Origin of the sequence: Pseudorhodobacter sp. MZDSW-24AT (genome assembly GCF_002794355.1) — a bacterium.
Classification (GTDB): Bacteria; Pseudomonadota; Alphaproteobacteria; order Rhodobacterales; family Rhodobacteraceae; genus Pseudotabrizicola.
This window is the reverse complement of the sequence record NZ_PGOI01000009.1, coordinates 320,603-346,862: the sequence shown is the minus strand read 5'-3', so window position 1 is coordinate 346,862 and position 26,260 is coordinate 320,603. Positions and strand designations below refer to the sequence as shown.

Here is a 26,260-nt window from a genome sequence, read left to right as displayed (position 1 = left end):
CCCCCGTCGTGCCCCAGTCGCGCGCGTGGCAGGCGGCATCGCGGTGGCGGGGCACGCCTCCCCCGGAGTATTTTTAAAAGATGCAAATCCAGGAGGTGGGCAGTTCGGGCTTGCATCCGCCGCGTGAAATCTGTTCCCTGACGCCCAAATCTGCGGGAGACGGACATGGCGACGCTGAAGCTGAATGACGGCAACCGGATTCCGGCGCTGGGCTTGGGAATCTGGCAGGTTCCGGCGGAGGAGACGGCCAGAATCGTCGGCACCGCTTTGGGGCTTGGCTATGAGCTGATCGACGGCGCCGCGATCTATGGCAATGAAGAAGGCTTGGGCGCGGGCCTGCGCGCCTCTGGCCTCCCGCGGGAGCGGGTGTTTGTCACCACCAAGGTCTGGAACGACCGTCAGGGCCATGACGAAACCCTGCGCGCCTTTGACGAGTCGGTGGCGCGGCTGGGGCTGGAGCCGGATCTGTTGCTGATCCACTGGCCCTGCCCCGCCAAGGGGCTTTACCTTGACACGTGGCGCGCGATGATCCGCCTGCGGGACGAAGGCCGTGTGAAATCCATCGGGGTGTCGAATTTCATGGGCGATCATCTGGAGCGGCTGATCGGTGAAACCGGGGTGACCCCGGTCTTGAACCAGATCGAACTGCACCCCGGCCTGCAACAGGCCGACCTGCGCGCGTTGCATGACCGGCTGGGCATTGTCACCCAAAGCTGGACGCCACTGGGGCAAGGCGCGGCCTTTGACAGCGCGCCGGTGCAGGCGGTGGTGGCCCGCAGCGGCAAGACCCCGGCGCAGGTGATCTTGCGCTGGCATCTGCAACTGGGCTGTTCGGTGATCCCGCGCAGCACCCATGCGGGGCGGCTGGCGCAGAATCTGGATGTGACCGATTTCAGCCTGACGCCCGAAGAGATGACCGCGATGGCCACCTTGGACGCGGGCACCCGCACCGGGCCAGACCCGCGCGATTTTGGCTGAGGTCGCGGGCGGCTGGCCTCGGCAATTGTGCCGATCACAAATCAGCATTTGACGCCGCCCCGCATCAGGCACATCGTCCGCCTCCGCACAGGAGCGCGCCATGGCCAAAGCCCCGATCTTCACCCCCGTTCTGATCGCCGGATGTGTGATCCTGATGCTCGGCTTTGCCATCCGCGCCAGTTTCGGCGTGTTCCAGATTCCGATTGCCGAGGAATTCGGCTGGGCGCGGGCAGAGTTTTCGCTGGCCATCGCGATCCAGAACCTCGCCTGGGGCATTGGGCAGCCGATCTTTGGCGCGCTGGCCGAACGCTTTGGCGACCGCCGCGCCATCATCGCAGGCGCGCTTACCTATGCCGCCGGGCTGGTGCTGTCCTCTTTTGCGGTGACGCCGGGGCAGCACCATCTGCTGGAGATTCTGGTGGGCTTTGGCATCGCGGGCACCGGATTTGGCGTGGTGCTGGCAGTGGTGGGGCGTGCGGCGGCCCCCGAGCACCGGTCGATGACGCTTGGGATTGCCACCGCCGCCGGGTCGATGGGGCAGGTGTTCGGCGCGCCGCTGGCGGAATTCCTTTTGCAATCCTACGCTTGGCAAGAGGTCTTTGTGATCTTTGCCGCGCTGATCCTGTGCAGCCTGTTTGCCTTGCCCTTCATCCGCTCGCCGCAGGTCGCCACCCGCGCCGAGCTGGAGGAAAGCATGGGCGCCGTTTTGACCCGCGCTTTCAAGGACCCGTCCTTCAGCCTGATCTTCCTTGGCTTTTTCAGCTGCGGCTATCAGCTGGCCTTTATCACCGCGCATTTCCCGGCCTTCGTGACCGAGCTTTGCGGCCCGATTGACCCGGCGGGGATGCTGGCGGGCATGGGCATCACCACCACCTCGGCGCTGGGGGCGGTGGCAATTTCGGTCATCGGTCTGGCCAATATCGCGGGCACGCTGACTGCGGGCTGGCTGGGCAAGCGCTATACCAAGAAATACCTGCTCACTGGCATCTATGTGGCCCGCACCATCGCCGCCGCCGCCTTTATCCTGATGCCGATCACGCCGGAATCGGTGCTGATCTTCTCGGCGGTGATGGGAAGCCTGTGGCTGGCCACCGTGCCGCTGACCAGCGGTCTGGTCGCGCATATCTACGGGCTGCGCTATATGGGCACGCTCTACGGCTTTGTCTTTCTCTCGCATCAGATCGGCGGGTTTCTGGGCGTCTGGCTGGGCGGCAAGATGTATGACATCACCGGCGATTACACGCTGGTCTGGTGGATCGGGGTGGGCGTTGGCGCGTTTTCCGCCATCGTGCATCTGCCGATCCGGGAAAAGCCGCTGGTGGCGCTGCGCGCCTGACCGCGCCAAAAGACCCCGGTGCCGGGCCTGTGCCCACACCTTCTCCCCTTGCGCCGCGCCGCCCGTTGACCCGCGCCTTGCGCCCTGCAAGGATCGCGGGCCATCAGGGAGGATGACCAGACATGCGCGCCGGAATTGCAGCCCTTCTGGGGGCTTACGTGCTCAGCCAGTTTTACCGCGCCTTTCTGGCGGTGCTGACCCCGGTGCTGGACCGCGATCTGGGCGCCACCGCCAGCGATCTGGCAGCTGCCTCGGGCCTGTGGTTCCTCGCCTTTGCCCTGATGCAGATCCCGGTGGGCGAAGCGCTGGACCGCGTCGGGCCGCGCCTCACCACCGCCGTGCTGATGGGCATCGGTGCCTTGGGGGCCGCGATCTTTGCCACCGCCGCCGGGCCGGGCGCGATCAAGCTGGCCATGGTGCTGATCGGCATGGGCTGCTCTTCGGTGCTGATGGCTTCCTATTACATCTTCGCCCGCAGCTATGCGCCCGCCGTTTTCGGCACCCTCGCCGGGGCCACGGTGGGCATCGGCAATCTGGGCAACATCGGCTCGTCCTTGCCCTTGTCGCTGGCGGTCGAGGCCTTGGGCTGGCGCACAACGCTCTGGGGCCTTGCCGCGATCACGGCGCTGATCGCGCTCGCAATCCTGCTGCTGCTGCGGGATCCGCCGCGCAGCGCAGGCGGCCAGAAAGGCAATCTGCTCGACCTGCTAAAGATGCCTGCGCTCTGGCCGATGCTGGTGATGATGGCGGTCTGCTATGCCCCCGCCGCCTCGATCCGCGGGCTTTGGGTGGGGCCGCTGTTCCGCGATGTCTTCGGCGCCGATGCCGCCTGGATCGGACAGGTCAGCCTGATCATGGGGCTGGCGATGGTGGCGGGCAGCTTTGCCTATGGCCCGCTCGAACGCGCGCTTGGCACGCGCAAATGGCTGATCTTCGGCGGCAATGCGCTGGCCCTTGCCTGCATCCTCGGGCTCTGGACCGCCCCGCAAAGCCCCACGCTCACCATTGCCCTGCTCGCGGGACTCGGCTTTGCCGGCGCCTCCTTCCCCATGGTGATCGCCCATGGCCGCGCCTTCATCCCCGCGCATCTCACCGGGCGCGGCGTGACGCTCCTGAACCTCTTTGGCATCGCGCCTGTCGGCCTCTTGCAACTCGCCACCGGCCGCCTGCATGCCGCCACCCCGGCCGATCCGGCCTCGGCGCCCTACACGGCAATCTTCGGCTTCATCGCCCTTCTTCTCGCCGCAGGCCTTCTGGTCTACGCCTTCTCGCAAGATCGCACCGACTAAGCTCATCTGTTCACAAATATCCCGGGGTGCGGGGCAGAGCCCCGCTCTTTCTCTTCCCCCTCCCTCCCCTTTGCGGTAAGGACCCTCGTCGTTTGACGCATGGAGGGCCAGATGGGCTATAAAGTCGTTGTCGTGGGCGCGACGGGGAATGTGGGCAAGGAAATGCTCAACATCCTCGCCGAGCGTGAATTTCCTGTGGATGAGATCGCCGCACTTGCCAGCCGCAAGTCGCTGGGCACTGAAGTCAGCTTCGGTGACAAGACTCTCAAGACGATGGACCTCGACACATTCGACTTCACTGGCTGGGACATCGCGCTCTTTGCCATCGGCTCGGATGCCACCAAGACCTATGCGCCCAAGGCCGCAAGTCAGGGCTGCGTGGTGATCGACAACTCGTCGCTCTACCGCTACGATCCCGACATCCCGCTGATCGTGCCGGAAGTGAACGCCGACGACGTGGTGCGCTACAAGAACAAGAACATCATCGCCAACCCCAACTGCTCGACCGCGCAGATGGTGGTGGCGCTCAAGCCCTTGCATGACCGCGCGCGCATCAAGCGGGTGGTGGTCTCGACCTATCAATCCGTGTCAGGCACCGGCAAGGAAGCGATTGACGAGCTGTGGAACCAGACCAAGGGCATCTATGTCCCGGGTCAAGAGGTCTCGCCCTCGGTCTACCCCAAGCAGATCGCCTTCAACGTGATCCCGCATATCGATGTGTTCCTCGATTCCGGTGACACCAAGGAAGAATGGAAAATGGTCGTCGAGACCAAGAAGATCCTCGACCCCAAAATCAAGGTCACCGCCACCTGCGTGCGCGTGCCGGTGTTCGTGGGCCATTCCGAAGCGGTGAACATCGAATTCGAAGACTACCTCGACTGGGAAGAGGCAACCGATATCCTGCGCGAAGCGCCCGGCGTGCTGGTCGTGGATAAGCGCGAGGCCGGCGGCTACATCACCCCCATCGAATGTGTGGGCGAATATGCCACCTATATCAGCCGCATCCGTCAGGACGAGACGGTGGAAAACGGCCTGAACATCTGGGTGGTGTCAGACAACCTGCGCAAGGGTGCGGCCCTGAACGCGGTGCAGATCGCCGAAGTGCTGGGCCAGCGTTGCCTGAAAAAGGGCTGATCACCGCCCGCTGAAACCGGAAAAAGCCCGCCCCTCCGGCGGGCTTTTTGCTGTCATCGTGTCGCCCGCGTGGCTCAGAACCGCTCGGCCCGCAGCACTTCGCAATCGGTGACCGACACCACGCCGATGTGGCGCTCGACCACCGCAAAGGCAGCGTCCAGCAGTGTTTCCAGCCGTTCAGGCCGGATCAGGCAGACCACGGCGACCATGCCGCCGCGTCCGACCTGCCCTTCGCGGGTCCATTCCCCCGACCGCCCCGATCCGCCCAGCACTGGCAGAATGGTGAACCCGGTCACCCCGGCACGGGTCAGGGCACTGGTCAGACGGCTTTGCATCGGCGCTTCGATGATGATTTCCACGCGCTTGGCCTTATGCGTTTGCATGCGTCTCAGCCTCCGGTCACCGCCTGCGCCACCGCCACATAGGCGGGGATGCCAAGCGTCAGGTTAAAGGGAAAGGTCACCCCCAGCGAAAGCGTCAGATAGACCGAAGGGTTCGCCTCGGGCAGCGCCACCCGCATCGCCGCCGGCACCGCGATATAGCTGGCCGAGGCCGCCATCACCATCATCAGCGCCACACCGCCGGTGGACAGGCCAAGGATCATCCCCGCCACCAGCCCGGCAGCGGCCCCGATCACCGGCATCACAAAGCCAAAGCCCACCGCCCCAAGGCTAAGCACCCCACGCGACGCCCGCAGGCCCCGCCCTGCCACCAGCCCCATATCCAACAGGAACAGGCACAGCACCCCTTGGAACGGCGACACGATGAAGCTTTCGATCCGCGCCATCCCGTCTTGCCCGGTGACCATGCCAATCACAAAGGCCCCGACCAACAGCACGATGGACCCGTTCAGCAAAATCTCGCGCCACAATTCGGCGTCCATCCGCTCGGCCCCGCTGCCCGCGCGGCGGGCCAGCCACAGCGCCGAGATGATCGCCGGGGCCTCCATCGCCGCCGCCACGGCCACCATATAGCCTTCCGAGGCGATGCCTTGTGAGGTCAGCACCGAAGCCCCGGTCACGAATGTCACGATCGAGATCGAGCCATAATGCGCGGCCACCGCCGCCGCATCGGTGGTGGAAAGCCGGGTCATGGCGCGCAAAAGGGCAAAGGCCACGAAAGGCAGCGCGAAGGACAAGGCCACACCGGCCCCCAGCGCCGCCAGAAGCCGCGCGTCCACCCCATGATCGGCCACCGCCACCCCGCCCTTGAAGCCGATGGCAAACAGCAGGTAGATCGACAGCGCCTTCGCCGCAGCCTCCGGGACTGTCAGCTCAGAGCGCGCCAAGGCTGCAAACAGCCCCAGCGCAAAGCACAAGATCATGGGCGACAGAAGGTTGGCCAGCGCCAGACCAAGGATATCCTGCATCAGTGCCCCCTGTTCGCGGTTCTATGGGACAGACCTGTCGGGCGTGATCGTTCAGACCGCCACAAAGCCGCGCAGAGGATCGTAATGTTCCAGCTGCCCTGCCCCGGTGTCGTTCCACAGCCCGTGCAGGGTCAGCCGCTCGCCCTCCACGGCCTCGCGCACGAAAGGGAAGGTCATCAGGTTTTCCAGACTGACCAGCACCGCCTCTTTTTCCAAGGCGCGCGGGCGATCGGCATCGGGCAGATCCTTCACCCGCTCAAAGCCGGGGCGCAGAATATCCATCCAGCGCCCCACAAAGGATGTCTTTTCCTCCAGCGCCGGGGCATGCCCCATGCACATGTCGTGGCAGCCCTTGACCCCGCCACAGTTGGAATGGCCCAGCACCACGATATGCGCCACCCCCAGCGAGGTGACCGCATATTCCACCGCCGCCGAAGTGCCGTGATAGGTGCCATCGGGCGAATAGGGCGGCACAAGATTGGCCACATTGCGGTGAATGAAGAACTCGCCTTCATCCGCGCCGAAGATCGAGGTCACATGCACCCGGCTGTCACAGCAGGAAATCACCATGGCGCGCGGATGCTGCCCGCTTTCGGCCAGACGCCGGAACCAGGCCTTGTTGTCCTGATAGGTGGTCGCCCGCCAGCCGTGGAACCGCTGGATCAGGTAATGGGGAAGTGGGCGCGCAACATCCATGACCGAGGGGCCTCCGCATGACTTGGACCCCCCTAATAGGCAGCAATTGCAGAAAATTCGAGAGGGATTGTGCTGCGCTTGCAACCTTTTCTTCAACATGCCGGCGCAGTCTGACCCTTGGGTGTGAAACAAGAGGTGTGGGCCATGCAGGCTGACAATGTGGTGGTGTTGCGTCCAAGAGATCATGTTCGCCAAGATGGCGGGCCGATTGCCACGATCTACCGCAATCTGGGCACCGACTCGGCGGAACAGGTGGTGACACGCGCCTTGGCGGAACTGGCGCTGACGATGGCCGGGCTGGCGGCCCGGGTGCGGGCGCATGATCTGGCCGATCTTGGCCGTCCCCTGCGGCGGCTGCAGGGGATGGCGGAAAGTTTGGGCATGATCTCTTTGGGTCTGGTGGCGGCCGACCTGCGCATATGCCTTGCCTCGGACGACTCGACGGCGTTTTCCGCGGTCTGGGCGCGGCTGATCCGCATTGCCGAACGCGCGCTTGCCCCTGACAAGGATCTGCTGGACCAGTCGCTGAATTAGGCGCGGCGCAGGGCGGCGGGGGGTTGCGGGCGGCGGCGGAACGGCTAGGCTCTGGCCGACACAAAAGGAACCGCCGATGCCCCGCCTGCCCGCCTTTGCGCCCGCCGATGCCCCGTCCTTGCCGCTGCATGTCATAGCGCCTGATGACCTGTCCGATTGGCTGGCCGGTCCGGGCGCCGCGCATGCGGGCTGGCTCAAGGCCACGGGGTTCGAGGCGGCCTTGGGCGAGGTGCGGCTGCTCCCCGGCGCCGATGGGCTGGACGGCGCGGTGATCGGCACTGGCAGCACAAAGGCCCGCGCCCGCAGCCGTTTTGGTCTGGCCAAGGCGGTGGCCGCCTTGCCCGCAGGCGATTGGCACCTGTCGGGCGCGCTGACCGAAGCCGCCGCGCAAGAAACTGTTCTGGGCTGGCTGCTGGCCAGCTACCGGTTTGACAGCTATCGCCCCGGCAAGCCCGCCGCCGCCCTGCCCCGGCTGAAGCTGCCCGAAGGTCTGGACGGGGAAACCCTGCTCGCCATGGCGGCGGGGGAATACCTCACACGTGATCTCATCAACACCCCCGCCAATGACATGGGGCCTGAAGAGTTGCAGACGGCCTTCTTTGCCTTGGCCGAAGAGTTCGGCGCCACCGCCACCGCGATTGTGGGCGATGACCTGCTCGCGCAAAACTTCCCCATGATCCACGCGGTCGGCTGCGCCTCGCCGCGCGCGCCCCGCCTGCTGGAGATGCGCTGGGGAAGCGAGGGCCCGCAGCTGACGCTGGTGGGCAAAGGCGTGTGCTTTGACACCGGCGGGTTGGACCTGAAACCCTCGTCCGGCATGCTCTTGATGAAAAAGGATATGGGCGGCGCCGCCACCGTGATGGGGCTTGCGCTGATGATCATGCGGCTTGGCCTGCCCTTGCGCCTGCGGGTGCTGGTGCCCGCGGTGGAAAACAGCGTCTCGGGCAGGGCGATGCGCCCGCGTGATATCCTGCGCAGCCGCAAGGGCCTGACGGTCGAGGTGAACAACACCGATGCCGAAGGGCGGTTGATCCTTGCCGATGCGCTTGCCTATGCCAGCGAAGAGGCGGAGGCCACGATCATCTCGATGGCCACGCTCACCGGGGCCGCGCGCGTCGCCGTTGGCCCTGATCTGGCGCCGTATTTCACCGACGACCCCGAGATTGCCACCGCCCTTGCGGCCGGGGCGGCCACAGGGTGTGATCCGGTCTGGCGCCTGCCCTTCTGGGAGGCTTACGAGCCGATGATCGAACCGGGGATTGCCGATCTCGACAACGCGCCCTCGGGCGGGTTTGCCGGGGCGATCACCGCCGCGCTGTTCCTGCGCCGCTTCGTCGACAGCCCGCGCTATGCCCATTTCGACATCTACGGCCACATCCCGTCCGATCTGCCCGCCCGCCCCAAGGGAGGCGCGGGCCAAGGCGCGCGCGCGGTGCTTTATGCGCTGCCCCAGATGTTGGGCCTGTGATGGATCGGCGCAGCACCCCGTTTTCCGGCCGCTTTGCCCTGCCCGAATTGCGCGGCCGGGTTGACGCGACCTTCACCGATGGCGAACCCGCCAGCATCCGCCAGCCTCTGTCCGATCTGCTCGCGCATCCGGGCGGCGCGCGCGACCGTCAGCTTCTGCTGGGCGACGCCGTCACCGTGATCGATCTGCGCGATGGCCATGCTTTCGTGCAGGCGGCCAAGGACGGCTATTGTGGCTGGGTGGCCGAGGCGGCGATCGGCCCCGCCGTGCCGCCCACCCATTGGGTCAGCGCCCGCGCAAGCCATCTGTACAGCGCGCCCAAGGTGCAGGCGCCCGAAATCGCGGCCCTGCCTTTCGGCGCCCGGCTGGCCGTCACCGGACAGACCGGCAGCTTTGCGCAAACCGCGCATGGCCATGTGCCGCTTGCGCATCTGCGCGCGCTCACCGACCGCCCGCTGGATCCGGTGGAGGTGGCCGAAGGCTTTGTCGGCACGCCCTATCTGTGGGGCGGCAATTCGGCGGCGGGCATCGATTGTTCCGGTCTGGTGCAGGCGGCGCTGCTGGCCTGCGGCCTGTCCTGCCCCGCCGACAGCGACCAGCAAAAAGCGCTTGGCCACCCTTTGGATGACAGCGTGCCCCTGCAACGCGGGGACCTCTTGTTCTGGCAAGGCCATGTCGCTTGGGTCAGTGACAAGCGGCGCATCCTGCATGCCAATGGCCATACCATGAGCGTCGCGTTCGAGCCGATTGCCGCCGCGATCTCCCGCATTCTGGCGCAAAATGGCGGCCCGGTGATCGCGCGACGGCGCGTCATCGTTCCGATCCGGTCGTTCCTGCGGGCGCCGCGGCCCGGCGACGACAAGGGCAAGGTCACGCCGGGTTAATCGACCGGGCGGATCAGCTTGCGTTCCAACACGCGCAACACCTGCCCCAGATCGCCGCCGCGCCGCAGGATTTGCCCATCCATGCCCACCACCGCATAGATCCCCTGCTTGCCGCGCAGCTTGGGGCGCTTTTCGATCCGGTAAAGCGGGTTTTCGGCGGTGCGCCGATAAATCTCGAACACCGCGAAATCGCGCAAGGTGGAAATGCCGTAATCGCGCCACTCACCCAAGGCGACCATGCGGCCATAAAGCGCCAGAATGGCCGACAATTCACGCCGATCAAAACAAACCTGCTCGGGCAGGGATGTGGCAAAGGGAAAGTGGCTCGGGGGTTGAACCGTCATATGCCCAGCTTATCGCCCGGCGGCGGTAAATCAAGCCCGCACAACGCCGCGCAGCCCACCCGCGGCTCCGCCGCAGTCTACCCCCCCCGGCTCCGCCGCAGTTTTACCGTGAAAACACCCCGCAAGCGCCGCAGGCCCACCCGATTGCAGCCACATCGCAAGGCGATACCAGTCCTTGCAGAGTGTCAGGTCCGGAGGTCAGGTGTTGACTGCCCCCACCCAGATATCTGGCTCCCGGACCTGCGCCTGCGGCAGAAGGCCCCCGTCAAACCGACGGGGGCTTTTTTCCTTAGGCAAAGCCCGTTGCCAGACGCAGCTCTCCGGTTTCCAGCCCACGCCAGTTGCGCTGCACGCCGGGCAGACGCTTTTGCGCCATTGGATGCCCCGCCTCCAGCACGCCCAAGCGCACCAACAGCGCCACCACTGCCGCTTCCGAAGCCCGCGTGCCGCCATCGGCGATCTTCAGCGCCAGACCAAGCCTCTGTTCGGGGATCATCGCCACAAACACCGCCTCGGCCCCGGTCTTGATGGCGACCCGCCCGCCCATGGCCCGCATCAACTCGGTGCAGGCCCGGCCTTCGCCTGCCACCATCTCGGGATGCGTGGCCATCGCATCGCGCAGCCGTGCCATGGCGCGCTGCCGCGCATCCCCGGTGTCGCGCGCCGCGGCAAAGCTTTGCATCGCCCGCGCCAGCCCCGCCAGCGAGGTGGCAAAATTCGGCGCCGAACAGCCATCGATGCCATGGCCTGCCACCGTCTCTTGGCACACCTCTTCCGTCACCTGCCGGATCGCACGTTGCAGCGGGTGATCCAATTCCACATATTCGGGGTCTGCTTTCATATGCCGCGTCATCGTCAGAAAACCGCAATGCTTGCCCGAGCAATTGTTGTGCAACTGACACGGCTTCTCTTCTGCGCGGATCAGGCGAAGGCGCTCGTCGCGGTCATAGGGTTCATGCGCGCCACAGCGCAGATCGCTCTCGCTCAGGCCCAGCCCGGCCAGCCAGCGCCCCGTCGCCTCTACATGCAGCGCCGCGCCTTCATGGCTGGCGCAAGACAGCGCGAGGTGCCGGTCGCTCAGGCCCGCTGCATCCGCGGCCCCGCTTTCCACCAAGGGCAAGGCCTGAATCATCTTGCAAGAGGAGCGCGGATAGATGATCGCGGCAGGGTTGCCCCACGCCTCCACCATGCCCCCTTCGCCCCAGATCACCGCATGCCCGGCATGCTGGCTTTCCAGTCGCCCGCCCCGCCACAGCTCTACCATCGGCTGCATGTCCATCCTCATCTTCCCCCGTCACAGATGCGCGATTTGTTGCCCATGGGGCTTTCGCGGATTGGCCTTTTTGCGTTATGGGTGGGATATCGGGTTGAACGCCCCCATGCCAGATAAAAGCCGCAGCACAAGGCCGGCAGCAGACAGGGGGGAGGCAAAGGACAGCTTGGAGGCTGTAATATTATGACATCCATCTTCGTGCGCACCGCACTCGGCGCTGCCATGGCCTTGGCCGCATCGACTGCCACTGCACAGGAATCCACCAATCGCGTCGCCACCAAGACCGACTGGAGCGTGTTTACCGAGTCGAATCCGCAAGAATGCTGGGGCGTTTCCAGCCCCAAGGAAACCGTGAACACCCGCGATGGCCAGCCGGTCTCGGTGCGGCGCGGGGACATTCTGTTGTTCGTGACCTTCCGCCCCGGCGCAGGCGCGCGCGGCGAGGTGTCGTTCACCGGCGGCTATCCCTTTGCCAATGGCTCGACCGTCAAGGTCGAGATCGACGGCCAGTCCTATGATCTTTTCGCCGATGGCGAATGGGCATGGCCTGCGAGCGCCGAAGCCGATGCCGCCTTGCTCAACGCGATGAAGCGCGGCGCCACCGCCGTCTTGACAGGCGCTTCGGGGCGCGGCACCCAGACCAAAGACACCTTCAGCCTGCGCGGCTTCACCGCCGCCATGCAAGAGGCCGAGGCCCGCTGCAGATAAGCGTGCCTTGATCCCGCTGCACACGCCCCGGAGTCTCCGGGGCGTTTTGCATTTTCCCACAGGTCTGGGCGCACACGCGATCGTTTCCGGCCTTGCGTGATGACCCGTTCCGTTTTGCCCGATAATCCCTTATATCCAAAGCCTGCCCTGTCGATGGAACCGCCGATGACCCCGACCGCCCCGATCACCCAAGATGTGCTGACCTTGCCGCGCAAGCTGCCCGAAGGCGGGCCGGTCAACATCGTCGGCCTCACGCGTGACCAGTTGCGCGATGCGCTTATTGCCGCTGGCACCCCCGAAAAGCAGGCCAAGATGCGGCTGGGGCAGGTCTGGCAATGGGTCTATCACTGGGGCGTGCGCGATTTCGCCCAGATGACCAATCTGGCCAAAGACTATCGCGCTTTGCTGGCCCAGCATTTCGTGATCGAACTGCCGCAGGTTGTCACCCGGCAGATCTCGGAAGACGGCACCCGCAAATACCTTGTCCGCATCGCGGGCGGGCATGAGGTCGAGGTGGTCTATATCCCCGAAACCGACCGCGGCACGCTCTGCATCAGCTCGCAGGTCGGCTGCACGCTCACCTGCTCCTTCTGCCACACCGGCACGCAAAAACTGGTCCGTAACCTGACCGCTGGCGAGATTGTCGGCCAAGTCATGCTCGCGCGCGACGATCTGGGCGAATGGCCAGTGCAAGGCGCGCCGAAAGAGGAAATCCGCCGCATCAGCAACATCGTCCTGATGGGCATGGGCGAGCCTTTGTATAACTTCGAAAACGTCCGTGACGCGATGAAAGTCGTGATGGACAACGAAGGCATTGCCCTTGGCCGCCGCCGCATCACCCTTTCGACCAGCGGCGTGGTGCCCGAAATCGCCCGCACCGCGACCGAAATCGGCTGCCTCTTGGCGGTGTCCTTCCACGCCACCACCGATGAGGTGCGCGATCAACTGGTGCCGATCAACAAACGCTGGAACATCGCCACCCTGCTCGAAGCGCTGAAGGCCTATCCCGGCCTGTCCAATTCCGAACGCATCACCTTTGAATATGTGATGCTCGATGGCGTCAATGACACCAAGGAAGACGCCCACCGTCTGGTCAAGCTGCTGGAAGGCATCCCCGCCAAGGTGAACCTCATTCCGTTCAACGAATGGCCCGGCGCGCCCTACAAACGCTCCAGCGGCAACCGCATTCACACCTTTGCCGACATCATCCACAACGCAGGCTATGCCAGCCCGATCCGCACCCCGCGCGGCGAAGACATCATGGCCGCCTGTGGCCAGCTGAAATCGGCCACCGAACGCGCCCGCAAATCGGCGCGTGAGATCGCCGCCGAAGCTGGCCTTGCGCGTGGATGACGCGGGCCGGGCAAATTGCCGCGCCCGGCCGGATGTTTCGATTTTTGTAGCTTGTTTGTGCAACCCGACCTATCAGTCTGGGACCGTTTTCCTGCGGTCCATCCCCGCAAGACACTTCGACCGACAGCCGCAGAAGGCCCCTGAATGACGATGATGCAGAACGATCTGGCGAAAGCCCAAGAGGCAAGCGCCAGAAAATGGGTGCCTTTGCTGGCGAAATACCGCGACCCCTCCACCAAACGCTCGCTGTTTGAACTGGCCGTCACCCTTGCAGGCTTTCTTGCCTTCTGGGGGGCCGCATGGGCCGCGCTCTCGGTCAGCCCGTGGCTGGCCTTGGCGATCTCGGTGCTGAACGGCCTGTGGCTGGTGCGCCTGTTCCTGATCCAGCATGATTGCGGGCACCAGTCCTTTTTCGCCAGCCGCGAGGTGAATGATTGGGTGGGCCGCGCCATCGGGGTGCTCACGCTCACGCCCTATACCGTGTGGAAGCGCACCCATTCCATCCATCACGCCCATGCCGGCAATCTGGACCGGCGCGGCATCGGCGATGTGATGACGCTGACGGTCGAGGAATATCACAAGCGCAGCTGGCTCGGCCGCCTGCTCTACCGCGCCTACCGCCATCCGATCGTGATGTTCGGCATCGGCCCGGCCTATCTGTTCATGCTGGAATACCGCCTGCCGCTGGGTCTGATGACCGCAGGCTGGCGCTATTGGCTGTCGGCCATGGGCACCAATCTGGTGTTGGCCGTGTTGCTGGTGGGGCTTTACCTCTTGGGTGGCTGGCAGGTGCTGGCGCTGATCTTCGCCCCCACCGTGGTGGCCGGGGCCACGATCGGCGTCTGGCTGTTCTTCGTCCAGCACCAGTTCGAAGAAACCTATTGGGATCAGGAACCCGCTTGGCAGGTGCATGACGCCGCCTTGCTGGGCAGCTCGCATTACAAACTGCCGCAGCCGCTGCGCTGGATGACCGCGAACATCGGCATCCACCATGTCCACCACCTCTACAGCCGCATCCCCTTTTACCGCCTGTCAGAAATCCTGCGCGATTACCCCTCGCTGGCCGAAGCACAGGTGCTCACCTTGCGCGAAAGCCTGTCCTGCGCGCGCCTGCACCTGTGGGACGAAGCCGGGCGGCGTCTGGTCAGCTTCCGCGAAGGCCGCAAGGTCTGGGCCGCGCAGGCGGCGTGATCCGGCAAAGGCCTTGACCTTTTCCGCATGGCGCAGTTGCAATGCGCCATGCACCTGCCAAACGCCACCGCGCGCCACCTTTTCCTGCACCACCACGCCTTGGCCGAGCCGCGCAGCGGCCCCGCCAAAGGCCCGGCGCTGGCCGCCCTGATCGACCGCATCGGCTTTGTGCAGGTCGACAGCATCGCCTCGGTCGAACGCGCGCATCACATGATCCTGTGGGCACGCCGTCACAGCTACCGCCCCCCCGCGCTCAAACCCCTGCTGGAACAGAACCGCGCCCTGTTCGAGCATTGGACGCATGATGCCTCCATCCTCCCCGTCGCCCTTTTCCCGCAGTGGAAGCACCGCTTTGCCCGCGATGCCGCGCGGCTCCACAGCAATTGGCAGCGCTGGTTCCGCGACGGCTACACCCAGCAGTTCGACACCATCCTGAACCACATCGCCCGTCATGGCCCCGTCAGCAGCAGCGATGTCGGCAAGGACGAGCCGCGCAGCAAGGGCGGCTGGTGGGATTGGCACCCGTCGAAAACCGCGCTGGAATGGCTCTGGCGCACGGGCCAGATCTCGGTCACCCGCCGCGACGCCTTTCGCAAGGTCTATGACCTGACGGAAAACGTCATTCCCCCTGCCCTGCTCGCGGCAGAAATCACGCCCGAACAGCACATCGACTGGGCCTGTTCCTCGGCCCTTGCCAACCTTGGCTTTGCCGATGACGCCGAAATCGCCCGCTACTGGCACGCCATCGACAAGCCCGCCGCCGCCGATTGGGCGCGCGCCGAGCTTGCCGCCGGACGCCTGATCCGCCTGACCGTCGAACAGGCCGACGGCAGCCCCCGCCCCGCCCTCGCCCGCCCCGATCTGGCCGCCCGCCTCGGCGCGCTGACGCCGCCGCCCTCCGGGCCGCGCATCCTGTCGCCCTTCGACCCCGCCTTGCGCGATCGCGCCCGGATCGAGCGTCTGTTCGGCTTTCACTACCGGATCGAGGTCTTCGTCCCCGAGGCCAAGCGCCAATACGGCTATTACGTCTTCCCGGTGCTGGAAGGCACGCGATTGATCGGCCGCCTTGATGCCCGCGCCGACCGTGCCAGCACCACCTTGCGCATCCGCGCCTTCTGGCCCGAACCCGGCCTTAGGCTGACCAAGGCCCGCCTGTCAGGCCTAGCGCGCGAGCTTGACCGCTTGGCCGTCTTCAGCGGCTGCACCTTTTGCGATTACGCGCCCGACTGGCAGCGCGAACCGCTCAGCCCCGCGCGTTGAACGTGTCGTAGATCACCTGCGCCATCGCCTCGGAAATCCCGTCCACCGCCATCAGATCGGAAACCCCGGCACGCGACACCGCCTTGGCGCTGCCGAAATGCGCCAGCAGCGCGCGTTTGCGGGTGGCGCCCACGCCCGGAATGTCATCCAACGGCGTCGCCCCCACCTGCTTGGCGCGCTTGGCCACATGCGCGCCATTGGCCCAGCGGTGCGCCTCATCGCGCAGACGCTGCACGAAATACAGCACCGGATCATTGCGCTGCAACGCAAAGGGCCGCATGCCGGGGCGGTGGAATTCTTCCTTTCCCGCATCCCGGTCAATGCCCTTGGCCACCCCGATGAACGGCACATCATCCACGCCCAGCTCGGCCATGATCTCGCCCACGGCCGAGACTTGCCCCGCCCCGCCATCGATCAGCAACAGATCGGGCCACATGTCAGACTTGCGGTCCGGGTCTTCTTTCAGCAGCCGTTCAAAGCGGCGGGTCAGCACCTCTTTCATCATGCCAAAGTCGTCGGAATTGGCCCCGGCGGCCGATTTGATGTTGAACTTGCGATACTGCGATTTGACAAAGCCATCCGGCCCCGCCACCACCATGCCGCCCACCGCATCCGAGCCTTGGATATGCGCGTTGTCGTAAATCTCGATCCGCTGCGGCGGCGCGTCCAGATCGAACGCTTCGGCCAAACCCGCCAACAGCTTGTTCTGCGTCGCCCCCTCGGCCATCTTGCGCGCCAGACTTTCGCGCGCGTTGCGGGTGGCATTTTCCACCAGCTCGGCCTTTTCGCCACGCAACGGCACCGCCAATTCCACCTTGCGCCCCGCCCGGTCTGATAGCGCCTGCACCACCAGATCCTCATCCTCAACGCCATGCGACAGCAGGATCAGCCGCGGCGGCTCCTTGTCATCATAGAATTGCGTCAGGAACGCCGTCAGGATCTCCGCCTCTTCCGCCCCCGCCCCGGTGCGCGGGTAAAAATCGCGGTTCCCCCAAGACTGGTTGGCGCGGATAAAGAACACCTGCACACAGGCCTGCCCGTTTTCCAGATGCAGCGCCACGATATCCGCCTCGGCCACCCCGCGCGGGTTGATGCCTTGCGCCTGCTGCACCTGCGTCAGCGCGCGAATACGGTCGCGCAGCGCCGCCGCGCGTTCAAACTCCATCTCCTCGGACGCTTTCGCCATCTCCGCCGCCAGATTGGCCTGCACCGTGGTGGTCTTGCCTTGCAGGAACCGCTCGGCATCGGCGACCAGCTGGCCATAGCCTTCGGGCGTGACCTTGCCCACACAAGGCGCGGCACAGCGCTTGATCTGATATTGCAGGCAAGGCCGCGTGCGCGAGTCAAACATCGCATCGGTGCAGTTGCGCAGCAAAAACACCTTCTGCAACTGGTTCAGCGTCCGGTTCACCGCCCCCGCCGATGCAAAAGGTCCGAAATACGCGCCCTTCTCGGATTTCTTCCCCCGGTGCTTTTTCAGCTGCGGAAAGTCATGCGTCTTCGAGATCAGGATGTTGGGAAAACTCTTGTCGTCCCGCATCAGCACATTGTAGCGCGGCTTCAGCTGCTTGATCAGGTTCTGTTCCAGCAGCAGCGCCTCCACCTCGGTCCGGGTGGTCAGGAACATCATGCTGGCGGTTTCAAAGATCATCCGCGCGATCCGCGCCGAATGGCCATGCCCGCGCGCGTAATTCGACACCCGCGCCTTCAGGTTGCGCGCCTTGCCCACATACAGAACCTCGCCCTTCTGGTTCAGCATGCGATACACGCCCGGCGAGGCGTCCAGTGTTTTCAGATAGCCCTGAATCACCGCCTGTCCGGTGGCAACCGGGGCCGTCTCCGCCTCTGGCTCTGGGGTCTGCGTGGTCACACCGGCTTCCTTCAAATCATCTCCGTCCGAGTCATCGATTCTGCCCTATCGCTGCAATGATATCGCGGCGCGGGCAAGGGGGAAGAAGTCCCCCGTTTCTGTGGATAAGCCTGAGGAAAAACTTTTGACAACGCCGGATTTCCCTTGTTTTCCACCCCTTTCGTTAACATGCCTATTTTTTAGGCGAAACGATAAGGTATTGTTTTCAATGCTAAAATTTTCTAACACAAGTTAATTTCATTGAAAATCAGGGGCTTGTGTAACGGCTGTGTGAAGATGCAGGGCAAAGTGCACAACTCCGAACCGCCCTGCGGCCCGTCTCACTCCACGCCCAGCACATCCGGCGTCTTCCATCCCAGATGCTGGCCCCCGTCCACCGCGATCATCTGGCCCGTCACAGCAGGCGAGTCGAGGAAGAATCCCAGCGCCGCCGTGATGTCAGACGGATGCGCGCCGCGCCCCAGAATGGTGGCCGCACGCTGGCGGGCGAAATGCTCGGCCGACTGCCGCCCGCCTTGCAAGGTCGGCCCCGGGCCGATGCCATTCACCCGGACATGCGGCGCCAAACCTTGCGCCGCCGTCTGCGTCAGCGCCCACAGCCCCATCTTCGCAATCGTATAGCTGGCGAATTCCGGCGTCAGCTTGTGCACCCGCTGATCAATCATATTGACGACCAACCCTTGCGCCACCGGCTCGCCGTTTTCATCTGGCACCGCCTGCGGACATTGCGCGGCAAAGCCCTGCATCAGCACGAAAGGCGCGCGCAGATTGCTTTCCAGCGCGCGGTCCCAACTGCGCCGCGTCCCGGTCTGCACCGTGTCATATTCAAAGATCGAGGCGTTGTTGATCAGCACCGTCAGCGGCCCCAATGCCGCCGCCGCCCGGGGCACCAGCGTCTCCACCTCGGCCTCGTGCAAAAGATCGGCCCGCAGCGCCACCGCGCGCCGCCCCATCGCCTCGATCTCGGCCACCACCGCCGCCGCCTCGGCTTCGGAACTGGAATAATGCACCGCCACATCCTGCCCGCGCCGCGCCAGATAAAGCGCCATCGCCCGGCCAAGCCGCTTGCCCGCCCCCGTCACCAATGCCGTCATCTCTCAGCCCTTTTTCCCGCAGTCACAGCTTTTGCCAATGACATAGCGCCCGCAGGCGCGGCACACAGGCCCCCGCCCCAGCGCCTTGCGTTTCATCCGGTCCAGGGCGGTAGGAAACACCACCTTGCCAATCATCCCCACCAGCACCATCGCCAGCAGAAAGATCAGGATGATCTTGAATAGCATCTACAGCCCATAGCGCGCCCAAAGGGCCCGCTCCTCGACACTGGCCATCAGCGCATCGGTCATCCCCATGCCAAAGCGCTGCAACAGACCGCGCCGCTGGCCATAGCCCACCAGCCGCACCTTGGGCCCGAACAGCTCTTTCATCTTGGGCACCAGATGCCCGATGCCATCGGTCAGGCCATTCTCCACACTGGCGCGGCCCACCCAGATATCGGCGTTGAACAGATCCGCCTCGGCCGCCAGCCGTGCCCCGCGCCGCGCCTTGACCTGCGCGATGAAATTCTGGTGCAGCGGCGCCAGCATCTTGTGGATGCGCTCCACATCCTCGGGGCGCTCGGGCTTGAACGGATCGGCAAAGGATTTCGACCGCCCCGCGGTATGCACCCGCCGCTCCACCCCGGCCTTCTGCATCAGCTCGGGAAAGCCGAAACTGGCGTAAATCACCCCGATCGACCCCACCAGCGACGACTCGTCCACCCAGATCTGATCCGCCGCCGTTGCCAGCCAATACCCGCCCGAGGCCGCCACATCCTCGACAAAGCCATGCACCGGCACCCGCTTTTCCTCGGCCAGCCGCCGGATGCGCGCCGCGATCAGCGACGACTGCACGGGCGACCCGCCGGGCGAATTGATGACAAGCGCCACCGCCGCCGGTTTCCCGCGCGAAAAGGCGCGCTCCAGCACCGAGGCCAAGGCCGCATCCGAAAGACTGCGCCCCCCGGTGCCAATCGCGCCTTGCAGGCGGACCACAGACACAACAGGCGGCTTGGGCATGAAGGGGATCAGGTGTTTCATGATCCAGAGGTAAGTCGGACCCCGCCCCCGAACAAGGGCAAAGCACTGTTTAGCGCGGCATCACCCGCCGGTAATTCACCGGCCTTTCGCGCGCCAGCCGGATATATGCAAAGACCCCCGTCAAAAATCCAAGCGCGGCCAACAAACTGGCCACCAGAATCTGCGCCTGATCGTGCACATCCGCCGAAAGCGCCAGATAGCCAAAGGCCCAGAACCCCGACCAGCTGATCACACAGACCACGGCAATAAGCTTGTTCATGCCATCCTCCCCACGCCCGCCTGCCCTCCTCAAGGCACACGGTTGCGACAAGAATAGCGCTTTTCCCCCGGCTGTCGCGACAATTCGTCGCTGCGGCGCGGCATCACAGCCGGGCCAGCGCCAGCAGATGCCCCGCCACCCGCACCACCTGTCCCTCAACCTGCGCGCCCGCGTCAAAAGGCGGCACCGCCTGTGTGAACACGGCGTCAAACGCGGCGCCGCGCCAGTTCACCCGCATCCCGTCAAAGCCATAAAGCGTGCGGCTGACGCTGTATTGCGCCTTATAGGCGGCCTCCTTGGCGCAGAACACCGCCTTGGCCTGCGCGCCCGTCATGCCCGCCCGCTCTTCCGGGCGCAGCACCATCTCCCACAGATCCGGGTCCAGCGGGTGGTCCTCTTCCAGATCCAGCCCGATCCCCCGGCAGCGCGCGCTTGGCAGGGCCACCGCCAGACAGGCCCCCGCCGTATGCGTGATGGACCCAACCACACCAGCAGGCCAGACCGGCGCGCGGTCGGCCCCCATCGGCAGCGCCTGCGCCGGAACGCCAAACGCCGCCAGCGCCGCGCGCGCCGCCGCGCGGCCCGCTGCAAACTCCCGCTGCCGCGACAGGATCGCCCCCGGCACCGCCTCGCCCGGCATCAGGGCATGGTCCGCGCGCGGATCAGCCCAGCCAAGGCCCGCCCCCTCGGGTGCAAGCCCCCGCAGCGCGCCAAGCAAGGCGGCCTCAGGCATCCACGCCTGCCCGCCCCGCCCGCATGGCGCGCCGTCGCGCCATGGCATCGGCCCGCGCCTCGGCCTGCGTGGCAAGCCCGGCAGACTTTGCCGCCGCGGTCGCCGCCGCCACGGGCTTTGGCCCGTCATCCAGATGCGCGGCCAAGGCCGACAGGGTGGGAAAGCGGAAAATGTCGGTGATCGACAGCTTGGCCGCGCCCAGCGCCGCCCGGATTTCGCGGTGCGCCTGCACCGCCAGCAACGAATGCCCGCCCAGCGCAAAGAAATTGTCCTTGGCGCCCACCTTGGGCACCCCCAGCACCCGCGCCCAGACCGCCGCGATCTGCGCCTCGATGTCGGAGGTCGGGGCCACGAACACCGCCTCGGTCGCCCGCGCGCCGGGCGCAGGCAGCGCCTTGCGGTCCACCTTGCGGTTGGGAGTCAGCGGAAAGGCCTCCAGCCTCACGATCTGCGCGGGCACCATATGCTCGGGCAGCCGCTCTGCCAGCGCCGCGCGCAACGCCGCCTCGGACGCAGGCCCGGTGACATAGCCCACCAGCCGCACATCGCCCGGGCTGTCCTCGCGCGCCAGAACCACCGCCTGATGCACCCCCGGCTGCGCCTCCAGCGCGGCCTCGATCTCCCCCAGCTCGATCCGATAGCCGCGCAGCTTCACCTGATGATCGGCGCGGCCCAGAAAATCGATCTTGCCATCGGCGCGCCGCCGCACCAGATCGCCGGTGCCATAGATCCGCGCGCCCCAAGGGCAGGCGCGATCCGGCGTCACGAACGGGTCGGGACGGAAGCGCTCGGCGGTTAGATCCGGTCGCTGCCAATAGCCGCGCGTCACACCGTCGCCGCCAATCCACAGCTCGCCGGGGGTGCCCACCGGCACGGGCGCGCCACGGGCGTCCAGCACATACATCTGCTGATTGGCCAGCGGCGTGCCGATGTTCGACACCGCCTCTGGCACCCCCACCTCTTCCACCGAAGACCAGATCGTGGTTTCCGTCGGCCCATACATGTTCAGGATGCGCGCCGATGTGGCCGCCCGCAGGTCTTGCACCAAGGCCCCCGGCAGCGCCTCGCCGCCCACCATCACCATGCGCACCCCCGCCAAGGCCGTGCGCGACTCTTCATTCATCGCGATCATCCGCGCCATCGACGGCGTGCATTGCAGATGCGTCACCTTGTGCCGGATCAGTTGCGCCGCGATCGAGAAATCATCCGCCTCCACCCCGCCGCCCGCATTGGCGCGCCGCACCACCTCGGCCAGCGGATAAAGCCCCTCCATCACCGTCTCGGGGGCGATGCCATAATCGATCAGACAGGCCACCTCGCCCACGCCGATGCGTTTGAGCTGCTCGACCCGCGCCAGCGCATCCTCGACCGTGCCAAACAGGCCCGAGTCCTCGAAATAGCGCTGAAACGCGAAATCCAGAATGGCGTCATTTTCTTCGGCGCTCAGACTGCGCAGGTCAATGTCCATCGGATTGGTCACGCCTTCGGGCTTCTTGAAGGCCGGAAAGGCCCAGGCGTATTGCTTGACCAAGCCCACAGCGGCGGCCAGATAGGCCTTCATCGGGCCTTCGGCCACGCGCCGCACCTGTGCCCGGTCGCGCCCCACGTAAGAGTGCAGCATCAAGGTCACCACCCCTGCCTCGGGGTCATGCCCGGCCTTGGCCCGCGCCTCGCGATACAGCTTGATCTTGCCCGCCACCTCGTCAATCGACTGGCCCAGAAGATGGGTCAGCACATTGGCCCCCAGCTCGCCGGCCTCGCGCCATGTCTCGGGGTTGCCGGCAGTCGTCACCCACAGCGGCAGCTCTGCCGACACCGGGCGCGGCTGGCTGACAACGGTGAACATCGACCCGTCCGCCTTGGGAAAATCCACCCCCTCGCCGCGCCACAGCCGCCGCACCTGATCGGCGGCGGCAAACATCGCGGCCTTGTTCTTCGGCGGCGTGTTTTCCGGGCGCAGCACGAAATCATCGGGCTGCCAACCGCTGGCAATCGCAATCCCGGCGCGCCCGCCCGTCAGATTGTCGATCACCGCCCATTCCTCGGCAATCCGCGCCGGATGGTGCAAGGGCACCACGCAAGACCCGGCCCGCACCCCGATGTTGCGCGTTACCGCCGCCACCGCCGCCCCCGTCACCGCAGGGTTCGGGTATGGCCCGCCAAAGGCATGGAAATGCCGCTCGGGCGTCCACACCGCCACAAAGCCATGGCTGTCGGCAAACTTGGCGCCCTCCAGCAGCAGCTCGTATTTCTTGGGCCCCGCGCCATCGTCATTGCCCCAGTAATACAGCGAGAAATCCATCCTCCCCGCACTCGCGATCCGCCCCGAAGACACCAGCGCCCGGTTCTCATCCGACGAGATCACCACCTTGAACCCGCGCGCCAGCGTCCAGAACAGCTCCAGCACCGAAATGTCGAAAGACAGCGAGGTGACCGCCAGCCACACCCCCGGCGCGGTGCCAAGGCGCTGATCCATCCCGGTGAAGAAATTCGCCACATTGCGGTGCTCGACCATCACCCCCTTGGGCCGCCCGGTGGACCCCGATGTATAGATCAGATAGGCCAGATCCCCCGGCCCCACGCCGCTTTCAACATTGGCCTCCGACGCCGCCGCGATCCGCCCATCGGTGTCCAGACACAAGGCCACCGCGCGCGCCGGCAAGGCCGCCGCCAGATCATGGGTCGTCACGATCACCGGACAGCCCGAATCCTCGATATAAAGCGCGGTGCGATCCGCCGGATAGGCCGGGTCCATCGGCACATAGGCCCCGCCCGCCTTTTGAATGGCCAAGGCGCCCACCAGCATGTCCAGACTGCGCCGGATGTGCAGCCCCACCAGAACCCCCGGCCCCACGCCCAAGCCGCGCAGCACCTGCGCCACCCGGTTCGCCCGCGCGTTCAGCGCGGCATAACTCAGCGTCACCGCCTCGAAACTCACCGCAGGCGCATCGGGCGTCCGCGCGACCTGCGCCTCAAAGGCCTGATGCACGCACAGCTCCGTGCGCGGGGCCAGCGTCTGGTTCGCCGCCTCCAGCACCGCCCGCCGTTCGTCCTCGGTCAGCATCGGCAGATCCGACACCGCCACCTCGTCACCCGCCGCCGCCGCCACAAAGGCCAGCCGCGCCGCAAGCGCGCGCGCCTCGGCCTCCGAGATCCGGGCGCGGTCCGCCAGCAGCGCCCCGTCACACAGCGTGACAACCGTCCCCGGCACCGGCCCGCCATGGCGCGACAGGCCCACGGGAGGCACCTGCATCCCCGCCAGCCGGGCATCGCGCGTCCGCAAATCCAGCGCAAAGCCCGGGGCCCCTTCGGCCCGGAGCGCCGCGACCGCCGCCGCCACGGTGCCACCCACCTCCACCCGCGCCGGCACCCAGCCGCTGGAATACCCCTCCAGCCCCGGCGCCACCGACAGCGCCAGATCCCCGCTGCCCTGCCCCGCGACCTGCGCCAAGGCCACCGCCAGCCGCTCGGCCCCGGCCTCGACCGGCACCCGAAGCCAGCCCGCGCCCTCACCTGTGCCCGCCACGGGCAACGGCGCCAGCGCCGCAAGCCGCTTGCGCACCGCGGCCTCATGCGGGACCAGCGCCGCCAGCGCCGCCGTCAGCGCCGCGCCATCCTCCAGCAAGGCCACATCCCGCACCCGCTCGGGCGACACCGGCAGCCCCAGCGTCTGACAGGTCAGACGGTGCAACCGCACCGCCCCCGTGCCACAGCCCACCACAACCCCCTCAGGCCCCGAAGACAGCACCGCTCCCGGCAGGCCCGTGCCCTCTGCCACCTCGGCGGCCCCCACGTTCAGCACGCCAAAAGATCCGGCGATCTTGGCCGTGGTCAGCGGGTTCCAATAGCGCCCATGGTCCAGCGCGCGGACCATCCGCGCCACCGCCTCGGCCGAAGCCGTGAAATCCAGCCGTCCAAAAGCCGCGGGCCGATCTGCCCGCGCATGCACCACGCGCCCGGCAAAATCCTGCGGCACCGGGCGCAACCCGCGCTCCATCTGATCCATCAGCGCCGGAAAGCTTTCCAGCCCGGCCTCAAAGCACCGGGTGTTGAGCGAAAGCGCCGTCTCGCCCGGCGCCACGTCAAACAGCCGCTGCTCCAGAATGTCGCCCGTGTCCACACCATCCGTCATCAGATGCCATGTGATCCCGTGCTGGCGCTCTCCGGCCAAAAGCGCCCAGACCGGCGCATTCAGCCCGGCATGGCGCGGCAAGGGCCCGTCGTGAAAATTCACCGCCCCGCGCGCGGCAAAGGCCCGCACCGCCGCAGGCACCAGCGACAGATTGGCCACCGAAAGCAGCCAGTCGCAGGTCAGCCCGGCCAGTCGCTGCTCCAGCCCCGCGCCGGGCGCCTCGACCCGCAGCCCCGCGCCCAGCGCCCAATCGCGCACCGATGCCTCCCGCGTGACCACCGCCACCAGCCGATGTCCGCGCGCAAGCCAAGCCGCGCCGCAGGCCCGTGTCAGGCTTTCATTGCCGATCAGAATTGCGCTCAACGCCATCACACGCTCCTCACCGCCGCAGCGGTTTCTTTCTTTGCCACGGGTCGAAACCCGCGCAGCGCCCAAGCCGCCGCATGGGCCGACATATCGCCAAGGTAATGCGCCGGATCGATAAAGGCCTTGCGCTGGATCAACGCCCGCGCCCGCCAGATCAGCCCCCCTGCCACATGGGCCACCGTCGCCCCCAGTGCATAGGCACGGCCATGGCACTTGGCATAGTAATACAGCCGCGAATCCAGCCAGAAGCGCGGCACCCGCTGCCAGCCCTTCATCCCGGTCGAAACCGATCCGATATGCGCCACGCGGCTTTCCACCACGTAATCGGTGGGCCAGCCCGCGCGCGCCGCCCGCAGGCACAATTCGGTTTCCTCGAAATACAAAAAGAACGTCTCGTCAAACAGGCCGATCTGGTCCAGCACGCGGGCGCGCATCATCAGACTGGCCCCGGCCAGCCAATCCACCCGGCCCGTCGCCTGTGGCAAAGGCGGCGCCACAATCGCCCGCCGCAGCAAGCGCGAAATCGGGCCAAAGCGCGCGGCCTGCTCAAACTCTCCGGCAATGCTGGGAAAGCGAAAGGCGGTGTGATGCGGCGCCCCATCCTCACCGTGAATATGGCTCCCCGCAAAGCCAGTGGCGGGATGCGCCTCCAGATGCGCAAGCAGCGCCGCAATCGCATCCGGCGCGGGGAAAGCGTCTGAATTCAGCAGATAGACGTAATCGGGCGCGCTGCCATCCGGCAGCCCGGCGCGGATGCCAAAGTTGTTGCCCGCGCCAAAGCCACCATTGCGCCCCGATTGCAGCACCCGCAGCTGATGCGGCCCGCTGTCCCATCCGCGCGCGCGCGCTTGCTCCGACATCTCCTCGAAACTGCCATCGCCCGAGTCATTGTCCACGATCACCACCGCGCCCTCGATGCCGCGCATGGCCAGCAAAGCGGCTTCGGCCGCGCGCAGGGTCATCTGCGCCGTCCGCCAGTTCAGGATCACCGTCAGCACCCGCGCCATG

At 66.0% G+C, this 26,260-nt stretch carries 24 protein-coding genes; 11 read left to right on the top strand and 13 right to left on the bottom strand.

The window, feature by feature from the left end; translation table 11 throughout:
- Positions 1-165 precede the first annotated feature (165 nt).
- The 4 genes from CUR21_RS14850 to CUR21_RS14835 all read left to right on the top strand — a co-directional run bounded on the left by CUR21_RS14850 (position 166) and on the right by CUR21_RS14835 (position 4,737).
- Positions 166-978 (top strand): aldo/keto reductase, encoded by an 813-nt coding sequence (locus CUR21_RS14850; RefSeq protein WP_100197835.1) that lies wholly within the window; start codon positions 166-168, stop codon positions 976-978.
- Positions 979-1,078: 100 nt separating this feature from the next.
- Complete coding sequence (locus CUR21_RS14845) at positions 1,079-2,314, top strand: MFS transporter (protein WP_100197834.1); 1,236 nt, start codon at positions 1,079-1,081, stop codon at positions 2,312-2,314.
- A 122-nt stretch (positions 2,315-2,436) separates the two neighbouring features.
- Positions 2,437-3,603, top strand: coding sequence for an MFS transporter (locus CUR21_RS14840; RefSeq protein ID WP_100197833.1), 1,167 nt, complete (start codon positions 2,437-2,439; stop codon positions 3,601-3,603).
- A gap of 111 nt (positions 3,604-3,714) precedes the next feature.
- Entirely contained in the window at positions 3,715-4,737 is a 1,023-nt protein-coding gene (locus CUR21_RS14835) for an aspartate-semialdehyde dehydrogenase (RefSeq protein WP_100197897.1), read from the top strand.
- 74 nt (positions 4,738-4,811) lie between these two features.
- Here the strand turns inward: CUR21_RS14835 and CUR21_RS14830 are convergent, their stop codons facing one another.
- The 3 genes from CUR21_RS14830 to CUR21_RS14820 are packed head-to-tail and all read right to left on the bottom strand — an operon-like array spanning position 4,812 to position 6,802.
- Positions 4,812-5,120, bottom strand: a complete 309-nt coding sequence (locus CUR21_RS14830) for a transcriptional regulator (protein WP_100197832.1) — start codon at positions 5,118-5,120, stop codon at positions 4,812-4,814.
- A gap of 5 nt (positions 5,121-5,125) precedes the next feature.
- The gene (locus CUR21_RS14825) at positions 5,126-6,106 is read right to left on the bottom strand and encodes a sodium-dependent bicarbonate transport family permease (protein WP_100197831.1); all 981 of its coding nucleotides are present in this window, start codon (positions 6,104-6,106) and stop codon (positions 5,126-5,128) included.
- A gap of 51 nt (positions 6,107-6,157) precedes the next feature.
- On the bottom strand, positions 6,158-6,802 hold the full coding sequence (locus CUR21_RS14820) for a carbonic anhydrase (RefSeq protein ID WP_100197830.1): 645 nt from the start codon (positions 6,800-6,802) through the stop codon (positions 6,158-6,160).
- Positions 6,803-6,946: 144 nt separating this feature from the next.
- Here CUR21_RS14820 and CUR21_RS14815 point away from each other — a divergent pair, with 144 nt between their 5' ends.
- From CUR21_RS14815 to CUR21_RS14805, 3 genes are all read left to right on the top strand, one after another.
- The gene (locus tag CUR21_RS14815; protein WP_100197829.1) at positions 6,947-7,336 is read left to right on the top strand and encodes a hypothetical protein; all 390 of its coding nucleotides are present in this window, start codon (positions 6,947-6,949) and stop codon (positions 7,334-7,336) included.
- 76 nt (positions 7,337-7,412) lie between these two features.
- Entirely contained in the window at positions 7,413-8,804 is a 1,392-nt protein-coding gene (locus tag CUR21_RS14810; protein ID WP_100197828.1) for a M17 family metallopeptidase, read from the top strand.
- A complete protein-coding gene (locus tag CUR21_RS14805) occupies positions 8,804-9,688 on the top strand; it encodes a C40 family peptidase (RefSeq protein WP_100197827.1) in 885 nt (294 codons plus the stop codon). Before CUR21_RS14810 ends, CUR21_RS14805 begins: the two co-directional genes overlap by 1 nt.
- Here CUR21_RS14805 and CUR21_RS14800 read toward each other — a convergent pair.
- The gene (locus CUR21_RS14800) at positions 9,685-10,032 is read right to left on the bottom strand and encodes a DUF2794 domain-containing protein (RefSeq protein WP_100197826.1); all 348 of its coding nucleotides are present in this window, start codon (positions 10,030-10,032) and stop codon (positions 9,685-9,687) included. The genes CUR21_RS14805 and CUR21_RS14800 overlap by 4 nt on opposite strands.
- A 289-nt stretch (positions 10,033-10,321) precedes the next feature.
- On the bottom strand, positions 10,322-11,311 hold the full coding sequence (locus tag CUR21_RS14795) for an asparaginase (protein WP_100197825.1): 990 nt from the start codon (positions 11,309-11,311) through the stop codon (positions 10,322-10,324).
- Positions 11,312-11,503: 192 nt separating this feature from the next.
- On the opposite strand from CUR21_RS14795, the gene CUR21_RS14790 reads away from it, so the two are divergent.
- The 4 genes from CUR21_RS14790 to CUR21_RS14775 all read left to right on the top strand — a co-directional run bounded on the left by CUR21_RS14790 (position 11,504) and on the right by CUR21_RS14775 (position 15,817).
- Positions 11,504-12,013: an invasion associated locus B family protein gene (locus CUR21_RS14790; RefSeq protein WP_369802541.1), complete on the top strand. Its 510-nt coding sequence runs from the start codon at positions 11,504-11,506 to the stop codon at positions 12,011-12,013.
- Positions 12,014-12,178: 165 nt separating this feature from the next.
- Complete coding sequence (gene rlmN, locus CUR21_RS14785) at positions 12,179-13,366, top strand: 23S rRNA (adenine(2503)-C(2))-methyltransferase RlmN (RefSeq protein ID WP_100197896.1); 1,188 nt, start codon at positions 12,179-12,181, stop codon at positions 13,364-13,366.
- A 144-nt stretch (positions 13,367-13,510) separates the two neighbouring features.
- Positions 13,511-14,557 carry a fatty acid desaturase gene (locus CUR21_RS14780; protein WP_100197823.1) on the top strand — a complete coding sequence of 349 codons (1,047 nt, stop codon included), beginning with the start codon at positions 13,511-13,513 and terminating at the stop codon, positions 14,555-14,557.
- Positions 14,558-14,605: 48 nt separating this feature from the next.
- Positions 14,606-15,817 (top strand): winged helix-turn-helix domain-containing protein, encoded by a 1,212-nt coding sequence (locus CUR21_RS14775; RefSeq protein WP_100197895.1) that lies wholly within the window; start codon positions 14,606-14,608, stop codon positions 15,815-15,817.
- On the opposite strand, the gene uvrC is transcribed toward CUR21_RS14775, so the two are convergent.
- From uvrC to CUR21_RS14735, 8 genes are all read right to left on the bottom strand, one after another.
- Complete coding sequence (gene uvrC / locus CUR21_RS14770) at positions 15,801-17,687, bottom strand: excinuclease ABC subunit UvrC (protein WP_100197822.1); 1,887 nt, start codon at positions 17,685-17,687, stop codon at positions 15,801-15,803. The genes CUR21_RS14775 and uvrC overlap by 17 nt on opposite strands.
- Before the next feature lie 320 nt (positions 17,688-18,007).
- Entirely contained in the window at positions 18,008-18,781 is a 774-nt protein-coding gene (locus tag CUR21_RS14765; RefSeq protein ID WP_100197821.1) for an SDR family oxidoreductase, read from the bottom strand.
- 3 nt (positions 18,782-18,784) lie between these two features.
- The gene (locus CUR21_RS14760) at positions 18,785-18,967 is read right to left on the bottom strand and encodes a hypothetical protein (protein ID WP_100197820.1); all 183 of its coding nucleotides are present in this window, start codon (positions 18,965-18,967) and stop codon (positions 18,785-18,787) included.
- Positions 18,968-19,762, bottom strand: a complete 795-nt coding sequence (locus CUR21_RS14755; protein WP_100197819.1) for a S49 family peptidase — start codon at positions 19,760-19,762, stop codon at positions 18,968-18,970.
- 49 nt (positions 19,763-19,811) lie between these two features.
- Complete coding sequence (locus CUR21_RS14750) at positions 19,812-20,021, bottom strand: hypothetical protein (RefSeq protein ID WP_100197818.1); 210 nt, start codon at positions 20,019-20,021, stop codon at positions 19,812-19,814.
- A 103-nt stretch (positions 20,022-20,124) separates the two neighbouring features.
- On the bottom strand, positions 20,125-20,754 hold the full coding sequence (locus tag CUR21_RS14745) for a 4'-phosphopantetheinyl transferase (protein ID WP_157792035.1): 630 nt from the start codon (positions 20,752-20,754) through the stop codon (positions 20,125-20,127).
- Positions 20,747-25,255, bottom strand: coding sequence for a MupA/Atu3671 family FMN-dependent luciferase-like monooxygenase (locus CUR21_RS14740; protein ID WP_100197816.1), 4,509 nt, complete (start codon positions 25,253-25,255; stop codon positions 20,747-20,749). The genes CUR21_RS14745 and CUR21_RS14740 overlap by 8 nt, the downstream gene beginning before the upstream one ends.
- Positions 25,255-26,259 carry a glycosyltransferase gene (locus tag CUR21_RS14735; RefSeq protein ID WP_100197815.1) on the bottom strand — a complete coding sequence of 335 codons (1,005 nt, stop codon included), beginning with the start codon at positions 26,257-26,259 and terminating at the stop codon, positions 25,255-25,257. The genes CUR21_RS14740 and CUR21_RS14735 overlap by 1 nt, the downstream gene beginning before the upstream one ends.
- Between the last annotated feature and the right edge of the window lies 1 nt (position 26,260).

Bases quoted from the DNA above. Each gene is read 5' to 3' on its own strand.
- CUR21_RS14780 (WP_100197823.1), top strand. From the start codon at position 13,511: ATGACGATGATGCAGAACGATCTGGCGAAAGCCCAAGAGGCAAGCGCC.
- CUR21_RS14845 (WP_100197834.1), top strand. From the start codon at position 1,079: ATGGCCAAAGCCCCGATCTTCACCCCCGTTCTGATCGCCGGATGTGTG.
- CUR21_RS14745 (WP_157792035.1), bottom strand. From the start codon at position 20,754: ATGCCTGAGGCCGCCTTGCTTGGCGCGCTGCGGGGGCTTGCACCCGAG.
- CUR21_RS14825 (WP_100197831.1), bottom strand. From the start codon at position 6,106: ATGCAGGATATCCTTGGTCTGGCGCTGGCCAACCTTCTGTCGCCCATG.
- rlmN (WP_100197896.1), top strand. From the start codon at position 12,179: ATGACCCCGACCGCCCCGATCACCCAAGATGTGCTGACCTTGCCGCGC.
- CUR21_RS14750 (WP_100197818.1), bottom strand. From the start codon at position 20,021: ATGAACAAGCTTATTGCCGTGGTCTGTGTGATCAGCTGGTCGGGGTTC.
- CUR21_RS14835 (WP_100197897.1), top strand. From the start codon at position 3,715: ATGGGCTATAAAGTCGTTGTCGTGGGCGCGACGGGGAATGTGGGCAAG.
- CUR21_RS14775 (WP_100197895.1), top strand. From the start codon at position 14,606: ATGCACCTGCCAAACGCCACCGCGCGCCACCTTTTCCTGCACCACCAC.
- CUR21_RS14805 (WP_100197827.1), top strand. From the start codon at position 8,804: ATGGATCGGCGCAGCACCCCGTTTTCCGGCCGCTTTGCCCTGCCCGAA.
- CUR21_RS14740 (WP_100197816.1), bottom strand. From the start codon at position 25,255: ATGGCGTTGAGCGCAATTCTGATCGGCAATGAAAGCCTGACACGGGCC.
- CUR21_RS14815 (WP_100197829.1), top strand. From the start codon at position 6,947: ATGCAGGCTGACAATGTGGTGGTGTTGCGTCCAAGAGATCATGTTCGC.
- CUR21_RS14840 (WP_100197833.1), top strand. From the start codon at position 2,437: ATGCGCGCCGGAATTGCAGCCCTTCTGGGGGCTTACGTGCTCAGCCAG.
- CUR21_RS14755 (WP_100197819.1), bottom strand. From the start codon at position 19,762: ATGAAACACCTGATCCCCTTCATGCCCAAGCCGCCTGTTGTGTCTGTG.
- CUR21_RS14830 (WP_100197832.1), bottom strand. From the start codon at position 5,120: ATGCAAACGCATAAGGCCAAGCGCGTGGAAATCATCATCGAAGCGCCG.
- CUR21_RS14765 (WP_100197821.1), bottom strand. From the start codon at position 18,781: ATGACGGCATTGGTGACGGGGGCGGGCAAGCGGCTTGGCCGGGCGATG.
- CUR21_RS14800 (WP_100197826.1), bottom strand. From the start codon at position 10,032: ATGACGGTTCAACCCCCGAGCCACTTTCCCTTTGCCACATCCCTGCCC.
- CUR21_RS14760 (WP_100197820.1), bottom strand. From the start codon at position 18,967: ATGCTATTCAAGATCATCCTGATCTTTCTGCTGGCGATGGTGCTGGTG.
- CUR21_RS14735 (WP_100197815.1), bottom strand. From the start codon at position 26,259: ATGGCGCGGGTGCTGACGGTGATCCTGAACTGGCGGACGGCGCAGATG.
- CUR21_RS14810 (WP_100197828.1), top strand. From the start codon at position 7,413: ATGCCCCGCCTGCCCGCCTTTGCGCCCGCCGATGCCCCGTCCTTGCCG.
- CUR21_RS14820 (WP_100197830.1), bottom strand. From the start codon at position 6,802: ATGGATGTTGCGCGCCCACTTCCCCATTACCTGATCCAGCGGTTCCAC.
- CUR21_RS14850 (WP_100197835.1), top strand. From the start codon at position 166: ATGGCGACGCTGAAGCTGAATGACGGCAACCGGATTCCGGCGCTGGGC.
- CUR21_RS14795 (WP_100197825.1), bottom strand. From the start codon at position 11,311: ATGGACATGCAGCCGATGGTAGAGCTGTGGCGGGGCGGGCGACTGGAA.